The sequence below is a fragment of the Clostridium paraputrificum AGR2156 genome, assembly GCF_000424025.1.
GTDB classification, from domain to species: domain Bacteria; phylum Bacillota; class Clostridia; order Clostridiales; family Clostridiaceae; genus Clostridium; species Clostridium paraputrificum.
The window spans coordinates 73544-91517 of sequence record NZ_AUJC01000004.1; the positions used below are offsets into that span (position 1 = coordinate 73544).

Annotated in this window: 16 protein-coding genes; 15 read left to right on the forward strand and 1 reads right to left on the reverse strand. The window is 29.0% G+C overall.

Going from position 1 to position 17974, the window contains the following annotated elements:
* The first annotated feature begins 15 nt into the window (after window positions 1-15).
* The 13 genes from yjeM to hcp all read left to right on the forward strand — a co-directional run bounded on the left by yjeM (window position 16) and on the right by hcp (window position 13407).
* Complete coding sequence (gene yjeM / locus G594_RS0103680; RefSeq protein WP_027097328.1) at window positions 16-1518, forward strand: glutamate/gamma-aminobutyrate family transporter YjeM; 1503 nt, start codon at window positions 16-18, stop codon at window positions 1516-1518.
* 112 nt (window positions 1519-1630) lie between these two features.
* Entirely contained in the window at window positions 1631-2113 is a 483-nt protein-coding gene (locus tag G594_RS0103685; protein WP_027097329.1) for a DUF4358 domain-containing protein, read from the forward strand.
* Window positions 2114-2404: 291 nt separating this feature from the next.
* Window positions 2405-3781: an MBOAT family O-acyltransferase gene (locus G594_RS0103690; RefSeq protein WP_027097330.1), complete on the forward strand. Its 1377-nt coding sequence runs from the start codon at window positions 2405-2407 to the stop codon at window positions 3779-3781.
* 12 nt (window positions 3782-3793) lie between these two features.
* Complete coding sequence (locus tag G594_RS0103695; RefSeq protein ID WP_027097331.1) at window positions 3794-4894, forward strand: DHHW family protein; 1101 nt, start codon at window positions 3794-3796, stop codon at window positions 4892-4894.
* Between the two features lie 150 nt (window positions 4895-5044).
* Entirely contained in the window at window positions 5045-5389 is a 345-nt protein-coding gene (locus G594_RS0103700) for a hypothetical protein (RefSeq protein WP_027097332.1), read from the forward strand.
* A 30-nt stretch (window positions 5390-5419) separates the two neighbouring features.
* Complete coding sequence (locus G594_RS18285; RefSeq protein WP_034865868.1) at window positions 5420-6328, forward strand: patatin-like phospholipase family protein; 909 nt, start codon at window positions 5420-5422, stop codon at window positions 6326-6328.
* A gap of 153 nt (window positions 6329-6481) precedes the next feature.
* Window positions 6482-6994 carry a sigma-70 family RNA polymerase sigma factor gene (locus G594_RS0103710; RefSeq protein ID WP_027097333.1) on the forward strand — a complete coding sequence of 171 codons (513 nt, stop codon included), beginning with the start codon at window positions 6482-6484 and terminating at the stop codon, window positions 6992-6994.
* Window positions 6995-6997: 3 nt separating this feature from the next.
* On the forward strand, window positions 6998-8458 hold the full coding sequence (locus G594_RS0103715) for a DUF4179 domain-containing protein (protein ID WP_027097334.1): 1461 nt from the start codon (window positions 6998-7000) through the stop codon (window positions 8456-8458).
* Between the two features lie 184 nt (window positions 8459-8642).
* Window positions 8643-9374, forward strand: a complete 732-nt coding sequence (locus G594_RS20690) for a metalloregulator ArsR/SmtB family transcription factor (RefSeq protein WP_034865869.1) — start codon at window positions 8643-8645, stop codon at window positions 9372-9374.
* A gap of 178 nt (window positions 9375-9552) precedes the next feature.
* Window positions 9553-9801, forward strand: a complete 249-nt coding sequence (locus tag G594_RS0103725) for a hypothetical protein (RefSeq protein WP_027097336.1) — start codon at window positions 9553-9555, stop codon at window positions 9799-9801.
* 95 nt (window positions 9802-9896) lie between these two features.
* The gene (locus tag G594_RS0103730) at window positions 9897-10937 is read left to right on the forward strand and encodes a MerR family transcriptional regulator (protein WP_027097337.1); all 1041 of its coding nucleotides are present in this window, start codon (window positions 9897-9899) and stop codon (window positions 10935-10937) included.
* 88 nt (window positions 10938-11025) lie between these two features.
* A complete protein-coding gene (locus G594_RS0103735) occupies window positions 11026-11619 on the forward strand; it encodes a CHAP domain-containing protein (protein ID WP_027097338.1) in 594 nt (197 codons plus the stop codon).
* A gap of 123 nt (window positions 11620-11742) precedes the next feature.
* On the forward strand, window positions 11743-13407 hold the full coding sequence (hcp, locus tag G594_RS0103740) for a hydroxylamine reductase (protein ID WP_027097339.1): 1665 nt from the start codon (window positions 11743-11745) through the stop codon (window positions 13405-13407).
* Between the two features lie 30 nt (window positions 13408-13437).
* Here hcp and G594_RS0103745 read toward each other — a convergent pair whose 3' ends face one another.
* Entirely contained in the window at window positions 13438-14547 is a 1110-nt protein-coding gene (locus tag G594_RS0103745) for a DEAD/DEAH box helicase (protein WP_027097340.1), read from the reverse strand.
* A gap of 275 nt (window positions 14548-14822) precedes the next feature.
* Here G594_RS0103745 and G594_RS0103750 point away from each other — a divergent pair, with 275 nt between their 5' ends.
* Complete coding sequence (locus G594_RS0103750) at window positions 14823-15134, forward strand: PTS sugar transporter subunit IIB (RefSeq protein WP_034865871.1); 312 nt, start codon at window positions 14823-14825, stop codon at window positions 15132-15134.
* 1 nt (window position 15135) lies between these two features.
* Entirely contained in the window at window positions 15136-17883 is a 2748-nt protein-coding gene (locus tag G594_RS18295) for a sigma-54-dependent transcriptional regulator (protein WP_034865872.1), read from the forward strand.
* Window positions 17884-17974 lie beyond the last annotated feature (91 nt).

Genomic DNA, 17974 nt, shown 5'->3' on the forward strand with positions numbered 1-17974 from the left:
AATAGAGGTGATAGAATGAACAATAATACAAAAAAACTAACATTAATGGCTTTAATACTTATGATTTTTACATCTGTATTTGGATTTGCTAATATGCCAAGGTCATTCTTACTAATGGGATATGCAGCTATTCCGTGGTATATAATAAGTGCAATAGCATTTTTTATACCATATGCTTTTATTATGGCTGAATATGGTTCTGCATTTAAGAAAGAAAGTGGTGGAATATATTCTTGGATGGAAGGGTCTATAGGGCCTAAGTATGCATTTATTGGTACCTTCATGTGGTATGCATCTTATATAGTATGGATGGTAAATGTGGCATCATCTATATGGATTCCTTTATCAAATGCATTTTTTGGAAAGGATTTAACATCTACATGGTCATTATTAGGATTAAATTCAACTCAAACATTAGGAATACTAGGAGCACTATGGATAATTTTTGTCACATTTATATCTACTAAGGGTATAGAGAAAATAACTAAGATTACATCTGTAGGAGGAACTTTTATAGCAATATTAAATGTAGTTTTAATTATAGGAGCTATTGTAGTATTCGCTTTAAATGGTGGAGAGTTTTCAGAACCAATTACTAATGGAGCAAAAGCATTTTTTGTTTCGCCAAATCCAGACTATCAATCAATACTACAAATCTTGTCTTTTGTAACCTTTGCTATTTTTGCATTTGGAGGTCTTGAAGTATTAGGTGGATTAGTTGACCAAACTGAGGATGCAGAAAGGAATTTTCCTAAGGCAATAATTGTTTCTGCTCTTGTTATTTCAGTAGGATATGCTATAGGAATATTTGCTTGTGGAGTTTTTACTAATTGGAATGATGTATTATCATCTCAAGATGTTAATTTAAGTAATGTAGCTTATGTTCTAATGAATAATTTTGGAGTTCAAATTGGAAATGCAATGGGATTAAGTGAGATAGTTTCTTTACAAATTGGCATTTGGGTTGCTAGATTTGTTGGTTTATCAATGTTGTTGGCGTTAAGTGGAGCATTTTTCACATTAACCTATTCCCCATTAAAAACATTGATTTCAGGAGCACCAAAAGAAATTTGGCCAGGAAAAATTGGAGAAATAAAAAATGGAATGCCTATAAATGCTATGCGTGTTCAAGCTGTTATAGTAATTTTTATAATACTTTTAGTATCATTTGGAGGAAAAGGTGCAAAAGAATTCTTTAGAGTATTAGTTTTAATGACCAATGTTGCCATGACTATACCATATTTATTTTTAGCGGGAGCTTTTCCTAAGTTTAAAAAGAAGCAATTAGAAGGAAAGGTTCCAAAAGCTTATGAATTTTATAAATCCTATGGAGCTTCAATTTTTGTAGCAGTTATTATATGTATAATAGTGGGCTTTGCTAACATATTTACAATAATAGAGCCAGCAATGTCAGGAAAAACATTTGATACTATAATGATGCTAGCAGGACCAATAAGCTTTTCTGTGGTTGCATTAATTTTATATAGTATTTATGAAAAAAAGTATAAGAATAACTAAGTATAGTTAAAAGTTTTGTAGGAGTACTAACATTGTAATGATTTTGAAACTTTTCAAAGTGAAAAATATGTGATACATTGTAAAGGAATACAAAAGATGACGGAGGGGTATTATGAAAAAGAAATTATCAATTTTATTAGCTACTTTAATGGTAGGAGCAACATTTATAGGTTGTGGAGCAAAGGAAGAAGCTAAAAATGTTCCAACAAGTGAAATTGTTAAAAGCATTAAAGAAAAAGTGGAAATGAGAGCATTAGGAACAGTTGAAGGAGAACTTTTAAAAGAAAAATTCCATTTAAGTCTTGATGATGTAGAAGAGCAAACTGTAGAAAATGGTATGATTAATACCGGATTAGAAGTAGTTGCAGTTGTTAAAGCTAAAGAGGGAAAGGTTGATGCCGTAAAGGATTCATTAGAAAAGGTTATTGAGGATAAGAAGGCGTCAGCATTTTATCCAGGAGAGCCTGAAGCAGTTGAAGCAGCACAATTAAAGGTAAATGGAAATTATGTAGGACTTTTCATTATCCCAGATTACGAAGAAGGACAAAACAATGCTGAAAAGGCAGCAAAAGTTTTTGAAGAAGCTCTAAAATAGTCAAATATGCTTTAGGAATGGAAACATTCTTAAAGCATTAATTTTTTACTGTCTAGTAAATTATAAAATTTCAATTAGCTATAAATCAAAGGTATTATTACATTTTCATATTAAAAAATATAAAATAAAGGATAGTAATTTTATAATTTACTTACCTTTAGTACGCGTGGGGGGATATTTGTTTCTATGTGACTTGGAGCTTACGACGGAACAAGGGAAATAAATATCAGCCACACCTTTTTTATCTTTATAAAGAGCAAGATGGATAATTAGTTAAAAAGGAGAAAAGTTTTGATATTTAGTAGTATTTTATTTATATTTAGGTTTCTACCTATTGCACTAATACTATATTATATAACTCCTCAGAAATATAAAAACTTAATTTTAACTCTATTAAGTTTAGTGTTTTATTCTTGGGGGGAAGGCAAATATTTTTTAATAATGATTGCCTCAATTATTATTGATTACACAGCTGGAAGGCTTATTTATAGATATAAAAATGAAATTAAGAAAAAAACTATAGTTTTGTGTATTTCCTTAGTATTTAATCTTGGTCTATTATTCTTCTTTAAGTATTTTAATTTCTTTATAGACAACATAAATAATATTTTTAATTTAGCTATAAAAGGAGTAAAGATAACTTTACCTTTAGGAATAAGCTTTTATACCTTTCAAACAATGTCCTATAGTATAGATGTTTATAGGGGCAAGATAGTTCCTGAAAAGAACATTATTAATTTTGCAGCATTTGTAACCTTATTTCCACAGCTTATAGCTGGTCCAATTGTAAAGTATACCGATATAAATAAGGAGATAAGTAGGAGAGTTATTACTAAGGATAATGTTGAAGTAGGAATTGAAAAGTTTATTTTAGGTCTTGGTAGAAAGGTTCTAATAGCAAATAATATAGGAATGCTTTGGACAGAAGTTGAAGGAATAGGGTTTGAAAATATTTCAACACCGCTAGCCTGGCTTGGGATTATATCCTTTGGCTTACAAATTTATTTTGATTTTAGTGGATATTCTTTAATGGCTATTGGATTAGGTAAAATGTTAGGATTTAATTTTCCAGAAAACTTTAATTACCCTTATATATCAAGAAGCATATCTGAATTTTGGAGAAGATGGCACATTACTCTAGGTTCATGGTTTAAGGAGTATGTTTATATACCTTTAGGTGGTAATAGAAAGGGTAAAGTTAGGGTTACGTTTAATCTATTTATTGTATGGGCTTTAACTGGTTTATGGCATGGAGCAAGTTATAATTTTTTACTTTGGGGATTATTCTTTTTCTTACTTATTAGTATTGAAAAGTTAGGGCTTATAAATTTTTTAAATAAGCATAGAGTATTTTCCCACATATACACAATAGTTTTACTTTTAATTGGATGGACTTTATTTGCTATAACCGATTTTAATGGTATCTGTGAATACCTTAGTAAGTTGTTTTTATATTCAAATGGAGAAGAGTGGATTTATTATCTTAGAAACTATGGAGTTTCACTAATTATTGCAATTATTTTTTCTTTACCATTAGTTTCGATGTTTTATAAAAAGATAGACAACTTTAAATGGATAAAGACAATAATTTTAATGGGTATTTTTATAATATCTGTTGCTTATTTAGTTGATGCAACATATAATCCATTCCTTTATTTTAGATTCTAGGAGGTATTAAATATGAGAAGAAATCCTTTATTATATACTTTTTTTATTTTCCTTCTAGGAATTATTATTATAGATATATGTAAAGAGGATAAGAGATTTTCAGAGTTAGAAAATAGAAATTTAAGAGGAAAGGTTGAGTTTTCCTTAGAAAATTATTTTGATGGAACTTATCCTAAAAAGTATGAGGAGTATATGAGTGATCAATTTATTTTAAGAGATAACTGGATAGATTTAAAATCAAGAAGCGAGTACTTATTAGGAAAGTTAGAAAACAATAATATTATTTATGGAAAAGATGGATATCTTTTTGAAAAGTTTACAGAGTTAGATGAAAGAAGAGTTACTATTAATATAGATTCTATTAATAAGCTCATAGAGAATAGCAAAACACCTGTAAGTGTATTAATAGCGCCAAATTCATATGAAGTATATAAAGAAAAATTGCCCTTAGGTGCTCCTGTAATTAATCAAAGGGATGAACTAGAGAAGATATATATAGGTATTAACGGTGGTAATAAGATTAATCTTACTGAAAAGTTTATAGAGAAAAGCGAAGAAAATTTATATTATAAAACCGACCATCACTGGACTACAAAGGGAGCCTACTTAGCTTATAGAGATTTTATAGAAAGTATAGGTTACAAAGCTATAAATTTAGATGAGTATAATAAGAATGAGGTGGAAGGTTTTTTTGGAACTTATTTTTCAAAGGCAAAACCTTTTAATGTTGCCTCGGATCTGTTAACTTATTATGACTTTTCAGGAATAACAATGAAGATAGATGATAAATTATATAAATCTTTATATGATTATTCTAAGTTAGATATAAGAGATAAATATTCATTGTTTTTATATGGAAATAATCCATTGACTATAATTAATAATTCTAATTTGAAAAATGGAAAGAAGTTAGTTATCTTTAAGGACTCTTATGCGAATTCTTTTGTTCCATTTTTAACTGAAAATTTTGAAGAAATTCATGTTATAGATTTAAGAAGTTTCTCTGAATCTGTTAGTGAATATATAAATAATAATAGCTTTGATAATGTATTAGTATTGTATAATTTTATTAATTTTACTAGAGATACTAATATAATAAAGCTTAAGTCTTAAGGAAATTAAATAGGATTACATTTATCTTAATAAGTTTAAAATGTTAAAGCAGGATTTCATTAAATTAGGTAGAAATCCTGTTTTCATATATAGAGTTAATTTGTTATAATAATGAATAATAAGATGAATAAAGAGTACAGGTGATGAGATATGGCAAAACATGAGTTTGGAATAATAGATAAGCTTGATAAAGAAAAAGATTATAGCAATTATGATCCTAAAGAATATAATTGTATAGAAGTAGATGATGAATTAGTAACTGAGATGCTAAAGTACCTTAAGAGATTAAGAACATATCATCATAATTATAGCAACCCAAGTTTTGGACTTGCATATACTGGAGTAACGTTGATACCAGATACTTCTTTAATGTTTTTGCATGATATAGCATCAACACTAAATAGGTTTAAGAAGTCACAAGAGCTTACAGACTTAACTTGTCTTCTTATGGAGGCAAAGGTTAAGGGAAAATGTATAATTCATTATGGAATATAAAATAAAGTATTTATAAATATAGGGGGAATTATGAAAATAGGATTAGTACTTTCTGGTGGTGGCGGAAAAGGCGCTTATGAGTTAGGCGTTTGGAGAGCCCTAAAGGAATTAGGAATAAGTAAATACATATCTGTCTTTTCAGGTACATCTATAGGTGCATTTAATTCAGTGCTATTTGCTATGGATAATATGGAAAAAGCAGATAAGCTATGGGAAGAAGTAACAATGGATAAATTAGTCCCTCTTAGTAAGGTGGAATTAATAAAAAGAGGAATAGGGTTATATTTAGGGGGGAAAAATCTTCAGTTAGCTAAGAGATTTCTTAGTGATAAGATAGAACATGGAGCAATAAGTAATGAAGGGGCTGTAGAGGTTATAGAAAAATATCTAGATTGTAGTGTTTTTGACAATACTAATAAGGTTTGTTTTGCAGCTTGTACAGAATTACCTAATTATAATGTTAAGTATTTTAGATTGAACGATTATGATGAAGAGACAAGGAAGAAAATTGTGTTAGCATCTGCATCTCTTCCTCTTATATATGATAGTACAGAGGTTGTAGGAGAAAAATATATTGATGGTGGTATTGCTGATAATACACCTATACAGCCCGTTTATGGTGAAAAGTGCGATGTTATAATCGTTGTTTTACTTTCAAAAGAAGCAACTATTGATAGAGATTTATATCCTCATTCTAAGTTAATTATAATAGCACCTGAAAATCTAGATGAAAATACTATTAATGGTACTTTGAATTTAGATACTGATGCTAAAAGAGTTAGAATTAATGAAGGATATAAGGATACAATGAATAGACTTAAGCCTGTTATGGAGCTTACAAAGTTTATTAATGAAAAAGAAGAAGAAGAAGAAAATCCAATGCTTTATAAAATGTATGGAAAGCTAAAGTCTGTTTCTTTTAAAAGGAAAGAAAAATAAATAGTATAAAGATTAAATCCACATGGAGATAAAAGTCCATGTGGATTTTTATGTTATCATAATATGTAAAATATAAAACCATTTTAATGTTTACTTAGTCTAATGGATGTAAGGATAAATTATCGATAATTTAGACACTTAAGGAGGAGTAAAATGGATGAAAAAGTCACTATGGCTATAGAAGGGGATGTACAAGCATTTTCATCTTTAATTGATAGTATAAAAGATAACTTATATAGAACGGCATATGCATATGTAAAGTGTAAAGAAGATGCTTTAGATATTGTTGGAGATACTGTTTATAAAGCATTTATATCTATTGATAAGTTAAGAAATCCAAAGCTTTTTAAAACATGGATAACTAGAATTTTAATTAACAATGCAATAACTTTTAATAAAAAGAGAGGGAGAGTTATTTATTTAGAAGAAGAAGCTTTAGGTAATATGGAAGCAAAGAAAGAGGATAATGATGAAAAATTAGACCTTTTATGTGCCATAGATAAATTAGATGAAAGATATAAGGAAGTAATAATATTAAAGTATTTTGATGATTTAACTATAAATGAGATTTCAAAGGTTTTAGATAAGCCAGAAGGTACAATTAAAACATATTTAAATAAAGGGTTAAATGCATTAAGACTTTATATTGGAAGGGAGATCGTTTGAGTTATGGATATTAATAATTTGAAAAATTCTATAGATGTTCCAACAAATGAATTAAATAATATTATAAAAGATTCAATAAAAAGGGGAGAAAAATATAAATATAGAAGAAAGAACGTAAGATTAAAAAAGATTGGGGGAGGGATAGCTGCTGTATTTGTATTAGTAAGTGTAATAGGTATAATGAATCCAAAGGCAGTTAGTGCAATTCCATTAATAGGGTCAATTTTTAGCCATTTTAGTGATGTAGATAAAATTGATAAGTTTGAAGATTTTTCTCAAAGTGTAAATAAAACTGTTGAAAGCAATGGCGTAAAGGTTACAGTAAATGATATTGCTCTAGATAATAATATATTAGCTATTACTACAACTATAGTAGGTGAAGATATAGATGGAGCTAAGGGAATAATGGGTAATATATATTTAGATGGTCATTTAATGAAAAGTAGAAATAATAAATATGTAAAAATAGATGATAAAACAACAGAGTATATTTTGTATGGTAATGTTTCTGATATAAAATTAGGTGATGAAGTAAATATTGAGATCGACTTTAAGTATATAGATGATATTAAAGGAGATTGGAATCTTAAATTCTCTACAAATAAGGAAAAGGCAAATAGTCTATCAAAAACTATAGAAGTAAATGAAAAGATTAAATTACCAACAAGTGAATTGAAAATCGAAAATGTAGTAATTAGTCCTTTCGGAAGCTCTATTAATTATTCGGGTACTTACTATGAGAAGAGTAAAAGTAGAAACCCTGAAATTAAAGGATTTAGGGTAACTGATAATAATGGGAAAGTTTTAGGAGTAAAGTTTGCTGGTAGTACATCAAGTGATATTGAGTATAGTGGAAAATTTGAAATATTAAATAATCTATGGAGTGTTGATGGTATTTCTATAGTGCCTATCCTTGACTATGAAGATAATGAAATATATAAAAAAATAGGTGAATATAGAGCAAGTATATATCAATGTAATGTAAATGATATAGATAAAAAACAAAGTATTATAGAGAATCGTAGAAAAGCTACAGCAGAAGAAAAGAAAGCTGGTTATGCCTATGATGAGGTAGTAAAGGTATTTAGTATGGATAATAAACCATACTTATATCTTAATGATTTATTAGGTGAAAATATTCAGCTAAATAGAGCAACAAATGTTAAAGTAGATTCTATTAAAACATTAGAAGATAGGACATTAATAACTATGAAGATAGAGGGAAACTATTCATATTGTTTGTTAAATGGTGTGTTCTCTAGTTTCTTATTGTTAGATGAGGATGGCAACTACTATGAAATTGATTTAAACAATGGAAAAGAAGCTATAATTGATGCTGAAAACAATCTTGTATTGATAGAATTGCCAGTAGTAGATAATAATAAGAAATATAAGATTGCTATGCCAAAAGTTCAAAATCCAATAGTAGAGGATTCTTACAAAATAAATGTATCCATTAAATAATTAGGTAAAAGAAGTGCATATGCTTTATGCACTTCTTTTATTTTGTATAGCAAATAATTTTAGGAAATATAAAGATGAAAATTAAAAAGAAGTATTTGTATATATCTCATAATATGGTTGAAATTAACATACAATAGTGTTAAGATTTAATTAAGTAATCACTTAATTAAAAAACGGAGGAGCAATGGAAGAGTTTATAAAGATTTTTAAGGCACTAGGGGATGAAACCAGAGTAAATATATTGCTTTTAATTTCAAATAGAGGAATGTGTGCTAAAGGTATAGCAAGACATCTTGAAATAAGTGAAGCAGCAGTATCTCAACAAATAAAAATACTTAAAGATATTGACTTAATTCAAGGATATAAAATAGGTTATCATATTATCTACGACTTAAATGAAGAAAAAATAAATTCTTCAATTAAGTTTTTAGAATTAATAATAGATAATGAAAAAACTAGTACAACAAATATTGCAAACTTAAAATGTCTAAATGGATGCAAGCATATGAAATGTGCTAGTAATAATAAAATCAAGGAGGAACCTATAATGAAAATTTGTTTTCCAGTTGAATCAAATGAAGGAGTAAAAAGTATACCATATGGCCATTTTGGTACAGCACCACTTTTTGTAATATGTGATTTAGAGACTAATAAGGTTAAGTCAGTAGGCAATGGAGATTTAGGTCACGAACATGGTAAATGTCAACCAATGAAAGCATTATCGGGTGAAGAAGTTGATGCAGTAGTAGTTGGAGGCATTGGTGCAGGAGCTATTAATAAATTAAATTCTATGGGAATAAAAGTTTTTCAAGCAATCCAAGGAGATTTAGAAAAAAATCTAGAGGCATTTAAGGAAAATAAGTTAAAAGAGTTTCCTAGTACTCATGTATGTAATCATGATGGATGTTCTCACTAAAAATTAAATACTTGTGTATAAAAGTCTACAGATCTTTCTGTAGGCTTTTTCTAAGTATAGAATAATTTGTATTTTGTTACTAATTTTAATTTTCTGAATAAATAATGTAATAACTGGAAAAGGAGTACAATGAAAATAGACGTGTAATATAACTATACATAATAAGGTGGGGATTAAAATGAATTTTATAAAGGTACATAATATTAATGAGAGCAAAATATTAAAAAAAGAGATTTGGGAAGAAAAGAAAAGAGAAAAGGTTACATTATGTTCTTGCAAGGGATGTATACAAAAGGCAGATGTAATATCAAATGTAAAAATAAATGATGTGGAAGAAGGAAAAATTGTTTATAGCATTCCAGTATGTAATGAGTGCAGTAACAAAGCAGAAAATTATTACGTAGATATAAATAGTTTGGTTATATAAGAGTTAGAACTCACAGTGATGAAAATTACTGTGAGTTTTTTATTGACTTTAACCTAAGACTAAGGTTTAAACTTAGTTGTGAAGGGGGAAAGAACATGAGTAAAAAATATAATATAAAGGAAGTAGCGAAGTTATTTAATATAACAACCAATAAAATTAGATATTATGAAAAACAGGAATTAATTAAACCTATAAGAGATGAGGAAAATGATTATAGAATTTATAGTGGGAAAGATATTATGCAACTTCAAGCAGTATTATTATACAGGTCTATAGGACTCTCAATTAAAACTATAAAGGAAATAATTAAAAGGAATGATGGTATAGATTATTTAGAGCACTTTAATAGGCAATGGATCATGGTAAATGATGAGATTCATAGATTAAATACTATTAGAGAATCACTTGAGAAAATAATAGATACCTTATATGAAGATGAGAAAATGAACTCTGATAAAATCTTTCCTATTATTGAGGAAGGAAATAAGGTAGCGTCTATTAGAGAGGGATGGAAGGATAAGTGGAACTTTAATAGTTGGGCAGATAGTTATGATGAAGATGTGAAGGTTGACAGGGGAGCCTTAAAGATTTATGAAAACTATAATAAAGTTTTGAATAAGGTGTATGAAAAATCTACTATAACAGGAGAGAATATATCAGTGTTAGACATTGGGGTAGGAACAGGAAATTTAGCTAAAAAGTTTTTAGAAAATAACTATAGAGTAGTTGGAATAGACCAATCTAGAGAAATGTTAAGAGTAGCAAAACATAAATATCCTAATTTAAAAGTAAGATTAGGAGAATTTCTAAAGATACCTTTTAATGATAAAGTATTTGATATAATTGTATCAACTTATGCATTTCACCACTTAAATTCTGAAGAAAAATCATTGGCTATTAAAGAGATGATAAGAGTTTTAAAAGATAATGGGAAGATAGTAATAGGAGATTTAATGTTTAAAAATAGAGTTGAAGAAGAATGGGTATTAAAAGAGTTAACAGAAGTACAGGTAGATGAAATAAAAGATGAATATTACTCATATATAGATGAGCTTGAAAGTGAATTTATGAAGTATAATAAAAAGCTTAACTATGAAAAGATAGATAGATTCATAAGTGTAATTGAAGTAAATTAGAAAATTAAAAAAATATTACAAATATCAAAAATCAAGTATTTTAATAGATTATTAGGATATAATTACCATGAGATTGGAAGTGGTGATTGTGAAGAAAAAAAGGGTATTAAAGTTCATTATTATATTTCTATTTTTATGTTGTGGTATAGGATATACATCATATAAAGGTTATAAAAAATATGAAGATAAGAAAAATGGAATTGGAGAAACAATTGATGTATTTAATGGGGTAGAGGTATACTATAATGGTTCAGAATATGGCAATGTTCATGGAAAACATTATAGTAAGGATGGATATTATTATGGATATGAGTGGCAGTGTGTTGAGTTTATAAAAAGATATTATTATGATTATTTAGGGCATGAGATGCCAGATGGCTATGGTAACGCAAAGGACTTTTTTGATGATAGTATTCCACAGGGAGAAGTAAATGAGAAAAGAGGTCTTATTCAATATAGGAATGGCGACAATGTAATGCCTAAGGTAAATGATATATTAATATTTAATGATACAACATATGGTCATATAGCAATTATTTCAGAAGTTGAAGATGACTATATTGAAGTAATACAACAAAATATGGGCACTCAGACAAGAGATAAGTTTGAACTTAAGAAGGATGGAAATAATTATTATATTGGAGGCCATAGAACTCCAGCTGGATGGCTTAGAAAAGAGTAGAAATTTAATAATATGTGTAAGTAAAAGAAATATTGCTACAGCAGTATTTCTTTTTTGTATGAATTATTTAGTATTTTGAGAGAATAATACTATTATCTATTTAGTTTAGAGGAGTGATTTATTGTGGATGAAAATCCAATGTTCTGTTATCAATGTGAACAAACAGCAGGGGGAAAAGGGTGTACTAAAATGGGTGTATGTGGTAAGACACCGGAAATAGCTAACCTTCAAGATTTACTAGTTTATCAATGTAAAGGAATAAGCGCTTATGCAGTGGATCTAATTGAGAAGGGCGAAATTATAGATAAGAGTATTGTTAGTTTTGTTGAAAATTCATTATTTACTACATTAACTAATGTGAATTTTGATGCAGAAGTACACGTTGAGATGCTTAAGGAATCTCAAAAGATAAAAGAGGCTTTAAGAGAAAAAGCGTCTAATAATAAAGAATATCCTGAACAAGCTACATATAATCTTAGTTCTACAAAAGAAGAAATGCTTGAAGATTCAGTAAGGGCAGGAATAATGTTTGATCAAACACTAGATGCAGATATCAGATCTTTAAGGCAGACAATTATTTATGGATTGAAAGGGATAAGTGCCTATGGACACCAAGCTAGATTCTTAGGATACTTTGATGATCAAGTTGATAACTTTTATTTTAGGGGACTAGAGTGTACTACTAATGATAATTTAAGTGTAGAAGAAATGATTCGTATGACTATGAGAACTGGAGATATGAGTGTTGCTGTAATGAAAAAACTTGATGAAGCAAATACAAATACTTATAAAAATCCAACAGTACATAAGGTTAATGTTAAGAGAGAAAAAGGACCTTTTATTATAGTTTCAGGACATGATTTAAGGGATTTAGAGATGTTATTACAACAAACAGAAGGGAAAGGAATAAATATATATACTCATGGTGAAATGATACCATCTCATGGTTATCCAGAATTAAAAAAATATAAGCATCTTGTAGGAAATTATGGTGGAGCATGGCAAGATCAACAAAAAGAATTTGATGGAATACCAGGATGTATTTTAATGACAACTAATTGTTTAATGAGACCAAGGGAAACTTATAAAGATAGAATATTTACAACAAGTGTAGTAGGATGGGATGGTGTTAAGTATATTCCTGCTGATAAAGATGGACATAAAGATTTTACTCCAATAATTGAAAAAGCTCTAGAACTTGGTGGTTTCACTGAATCAGAAGAACCACATGAAATTTTAGTAGGTTTTGGCCATAATGAAACTCTAAGTCATGCTGGAGAAATTGTTAATGCAGTAAAGGATGGAAAGATAAGACACTTCTTTTTAATTGGTGGATGCGATGGAGCAAGACCTGGAAGAAATTATTATACAGAATTTGCTCAAAAGGTTCCAGAAGACTGTGTTATATTAACTTTAGCCTGTGGTAAATATAGATTTAATAAATTAGATTTTGGTGAGGTGGCAGGTTTACCAAGATTATTAGATGTAGGCCAATGTAATGATGCCTATTCTGCTGTTAGAATTGCAACTGCACTTGCAGATGCCTTTGATACTGATGTAAATGGATTACCTTTATCCATTATTTTATCATGGTATGAACAAAAAGCAGTTGCAGACCTTTTAGCTTTACTTTCTTTAGGTATAAAAGGTGTTTTTTTAGGACCAACTTTACCAGCATTTTTAAGTCCTAATGTACTTCAATATTTAGTTGATACATTTAATTTACAACAAATAAGTCAACCAGATGATGATTTAAAAACTTGTTTACAACAAGGAATTGGATTATAAAATTGTAAAAAGATAAGTTGAATATTCAACTTATCTTTTTATTTCACGTCTATTTATCTTAAAACCTATTTTTTCTTCTATTTCTTTTAGCTGATTTTCATCCTTTGGAGCAACAAACATGCATGTATATCCATCTTCACCTGCACGTCCTGTTCTACCAATACGGTGAATATAGCTTTCAGGAGTTTCAGGAGTATCGTAGTTATATATGTGAGTTACACCTGAAATATCAATACCTCTAGCAGCTACATCAGTTGCAATTAAATATTGAATATCTGCATTTCTAAAAGCCTTTATTATTCTTTCGCGTTTTGGTTGAGGAACATCACTATGTATCTTTTGACAATTGTAACCTTTTTGATGAAGAGCTAATTCTAAAGCATCAGCTCTACGCTTAGTTCTGCAGAAAATAATAGCCATAAATGGATTATCTTCATTTAATGTAGAACAAAGGGCTTCTTGTTTCCATCTATCACTTACTTCTACAACTTCTTGTTTAATTTTATCTACTGCTATAGTTGGAGATTGTATATCTATAAATACTGGTTCCTTCATATATCTGTAGGCTAACTTTTTAACTTGGGAATCCATAGTAGCTGAGAAACAAAGTGTTTGGTGGTTTTTAGAACACACCTTCATAATTTTTTCTATTTCATTTTTGAATCCCATAAGAAGCATTTGGTCAGCTTCATCAATTACAATAGTTTTTAATTTAGATAAATCAACAGATTTTCTCTCAATATGATCTAAAAGTCTTCCAGGGGTAGCTATTATCATATGAATATTATTTTTCAGCTTCTTTAGTTGGCTTCCGATATCCTTACCTCCATATGCAGCTAAAATATTAATTTCTTCATTCACATTTAACTTATTAGCTTCTTCAGTAATTTGTATTGCTAATTCTCTAGTAGGAGATAATATAAGCACCTGTGTAGCATTAGATTTTGGTGATAGGTTTTGGAATATTGGTATCAAGAAAGCTAGAGTTTTACCAGTACCAGTTTTTGCTTCACCTATTAAATCTTTACCTAGTAGAATATGAGGAATACTTTCCTCTTGTATAGGAGTTGGAGTTTTAATTCCATTTTTATTTAATTTATTAACTATATTTTCATTTATTCCTAAGCTTTTAAAAGCCATAATTAATCATCCTTCCATATAAAGCAAATAAGAGCTTGGTATCAGCTGACAGACACTCAAACTCTATCCTAATTGGAATAGGGATTCCAATTGCTTAGTAATGATACCATTTAATAAGGTTATAGTCAAATGTATAGAGATTAAAAATGAGCATACGGATTGTTTGAAATATGTCGAATTCTTTGATATATTAGAATAATATAGAAGCTTAATATATATTTTTTAATATTTATTTAATCGTATACATACTTTGTGCTTTATGGAAGGAGGAGGCTATGAAAATATTAATTTTGTGTGCAACAGGAACATCAAGTAATATAGTTGTAGAATCAGTAAAAAAGGCAGTAGGGGATTTAAACATTAAAATTGCTGCAAAGGGAATAGAGGAAATTGAAGATAATGTTGAATCTTGTGACTTAATCCTATTAGGACCTCAGATTAAATATAAATTAGAAACGGTACAAAAAGTTGTAGAAGATAAGAATATACCAGTTGGAATAATAGATAGTATGGACTATGGGTTATGTAGAGGAGAAGAAATACTTAATAAGGCCATACAGCTTATAAGTTTATTCAAAGGAGAATAATATGACTAGGGATAATAGATATGAAGAAATATATCATTTCATATTAGAAACAACTAAATTACAAAGAGAAAATAATGAGAGAATAGGTGTAACAACAAATGAGGTGGCAGAGGGAATTGGTATAAAGAGAACTAATGCAAGTAGTGAGTTAAACAAACTTGTAAGAGATGGGTTAATAAAGAAAGAAGAAGGAAGGCCTGTAGTATATAAATGTATTGAGGATGATGAAGAAGTTGAAGTCATAAGTAGAAATGAAGTTGATGCATTTAATAAGTTTATTGGTTGCGAGGGAAGTTTAAAGAAGCCAATAAAGCAGGCAAAAGCGGCTATTAGTTATCCGCCAAGAGGACTTCACACCTTATTACTTGGTCCAACAGGTGTTGGTAAAACAATGTTTGCAGAAAAAATGTATGAGTATGCTAAAGAGAAGGGACAATTAAATGAAGATGCCCCTTTTGTTACTTTAAATTGTGCAGATTATAGTAATAATCCTCAGCTCTTACTATCACAGCTTTTTGGATATGTAAAGGGAGCCTTTACTGGAGCTAATAAAGATTATTCTGGGCTTGTTGAGTCTGCAGATAATGGAATATTATTTTTAGATGAAGTACATAGATTACCGCCAGAGGGACAAGAAACTTTATTTTATCTAATGGATAAAGGAGTCTTTTCTCCGGTAGGATCAACGGAGAGAAAGCATGTAGATGTTCTTATTATTTGTGCAACTACGGCTAGGAAAGAGGATTCATTATTAGATACCTTCACAAGAAGAATTCCTATGTCTATAAAGATACCTTCATTAAAGGAGAGAAGTAAAAAAGAGCGATTTAAAATAGCTCAAGCTTTTATTGAGGAAGAGGCTAGTAGGATAAAGAAAGAAATAGTTGTTAACAATGCTGTTTTAAAAAATCTTTTAAACTATGAGTGCTTAGGGAATATAGGTCAACTAAAAAGTGATATAAAGCTAATATGTGCTAATGCTTTTTTAGATGCTATTCATTTAAATAGAGATAAGGTTGAAATTGAGGTTATACACCTTCCAGATCATATAAGAAAGTATGGTATTTATGAAAATGATTTCGAAAGTGAGATAGAAGTTATAGTAGGAAAAAGTGATTTTTTAGTCTTCACTGGTGATGGAGGAGGAAAGATAGGCCATTCTAAAAATAAGATTAAGTATGAGTCTTTTTATGACAAGATAGAAAAAAGATTAAAGGATTTAAGTACAAGATATGATAATCAGGATGATATTGATACAATCATTAGGTTTGAAATTAATGGACAATTTAAAAATTATATAGAGGGTGTAAACAATAATATTGAACTTGAAAAAGTAGTTAGTAAGAAAAGTATTATGTATATGGAAACTCTATTAGCATTGGCTGAAAAGGAGCTATGCAAAAAGTTTTCTAAAAAAGTCTTTTATGGACTTTGCATGCACTTTGATTCAAGCATAAAAAGACTGGGTGAAAATAAAACCGTAGTAAATAAGAACCTTCTTAATGTAATAGAAAATCACCATAGGGAGTTTGAGTTAGTTAGAAACTTTATAAAAGGAATTGAAGGAGAGTTAGAGGTTAGGGTGCCTCTTGATGAGATAGCCTTTATAGCGATGTTCTTATGTATAGATGCAATTGAGAGCGATCTTAAGAACCAATTACCTAAGGTAATAATAAGCATGCATGGAAAGAGTACAGCATCATCTATGGCGGAAACTGTGAATTCTTTATTAGGAATAGATACTGTACAAGCTTATGATATGGAGCTTGATAAAGATTCGAGAACTTGCTATGAGGAATTAAAGGAAGTAGTAAGGAAGAATAGTAATGATGCTGGAGTTCTATTATTAGTAGATATGGGATCATTAATTATGTTTGGTGATTTAATTGGAGAGGAACTTTTAGTTAAGGTAAGGGTAATAGATTGTGTAACAACAATTACAGCCTTAGAGGTTGCAAGACATGCTGAGTTTGAAAGAGATATTGATGTTATATATAATTCTATTTTAAATAAGCAAAGAATGACCTTAATGGGTAATAGGTATAAGGATGAAACTAAAACTAAGAAAGAAAATATAATTATTGCAGCTTGTACTACTGGCGAAGGAAGTGCTAAAAAGATTAAGAAATTAATAGAGGATAATATAAATATTTCAGGAACCAATACTGAAATAATTACAGCAGCAATTACAAGTCATGAAAACATAAGCAATATTATAGGTAAGCTAGGCAAGGATAAAAATATAATAGCTGTTGTAGGAAGTATTGATCCAATGTTATATGGTGTACCATTCATATCTATAACAGATTTAATTATGCTAAATAAATATGGTGAACTTGAGAAGATGATAAAAACAACTGTAGTACAGAAAAAAGTTGAGGAAAATGAAGATTTAAATTTAATAATTGAGCAGGTATTTAATAAGCTAAAAGATAAAATTAATGGCTTTAATATAAATATATTTAAAAAGGACTTTGGAGTTTTTAAGAGATGGATAGAAAGTGAATTAAGCTATCAGTTTGATAAGGATACATTAATAGCTGTAGTATTCCACTTGTTAGCAACAACAGAGAATTTAGTTTTAAAAAGGAAGTGTAAGGAGCATAAAAATAAAGAGTATCTATTGATTTATTATGCAAATGAAATAAAGCAGATTAAGTATGCACTTAAGAATATAGAGGATGACTTAGAAGTTGAGTTCAAATTAGATGAGCTTTGCTATATACTTACCATACTGTATAAATTATAGAGTGATTTAAAAAGTGGTGTATGAAATGAATGTTAGTGTATGATTTGAAAATTTAAATAGTGTATAAAAAAGGAGGGGGAACCCTCTTTTT

Coding starts and splice junctions, on each gene's coding strand:
- yjeM (WP_027097328.1), top strand. CDS start 16: ATGAACAATAATACAAAAAAACTAACATTAATGGCTTTAATACTTATG.
- G594_RS0103725 (WP_027097336.1), top strand. CDS start 9,553: ATGAATTTTATAAAGGTACATAATATTAATGAGAGCAAAATATTAAAA.
- G594_RS0103715 (WP_027097334.1), top strand. CDS start 6,998: ATGGATATTAATAATTTGAAAAATTCTATAGATGTTCCAACAAATGAA.
- G594_RS0103745 (WP_027097340.1), bottom strand. CDS start 14,547: ATGGCTTTTAAAAGCTTAGGAATAAATGAAAATATAGTTAATAAATTA.
- G594_RS18285 (WP_034865868.1), top strand. CDS start 5,420: ATGAAAATAGGATTAGTACTTTCTGGTGGTGGCGGAAAAGGCGCTTAT.
- G594_RS18295 (WP_034865872.1), top strand. CDS start 15,136: ATGACTAGGGATAATAGATATGAAGAAATATATCATTTCATATTAGAA.
- G594_RS0103730 (WP_027097337.1), top strand. CDS start 9,897: ATGAGTAAAAAATATAATATAAAGGAAGTAGCGAAGTTATTTAATATA.
- G594_RS0103750 (WP_034865871.1), top strand. CDS start 14,823: ATGAAAATATTAATTTTGTGTGCAACAGGAACATCAAGTAATATAGTT.
- G594_RS0103700 (WP_027097332.1), top strand. CDS start 5,045: ATGGCAAAACATGAGTTTGGAATAATAGATAAGCTTGATAAAGAAAAA.
- G594_RS0103695 (WP_027097331.1), top strand. CDS start 3,794: ATGAGAAGAAATCCTTTATTATATACTTTTTTTATTTTCCTTCTAGGA.
- G594_RS0103710 (WP_027097333.1), top strand. CDS start 6,482: ATGGATGAAAAAGTCACTATGGCTATAGAAGGGGATGTACAAGCATTT.
- G594_RS0103685 (WP_027097329.1), top strand. CDS start 1,631: ATGAAAAAGAAATTATCAATTTTATTAGCTACTTTAATGGTAGGAGCA.
- G594_RS20690 (WP_034865869.1), top strand. CDS start 8,643: ATGGAAGAGTTTATAAAGATTTTTAAGGCACTAGGGGATGAAACCAGA.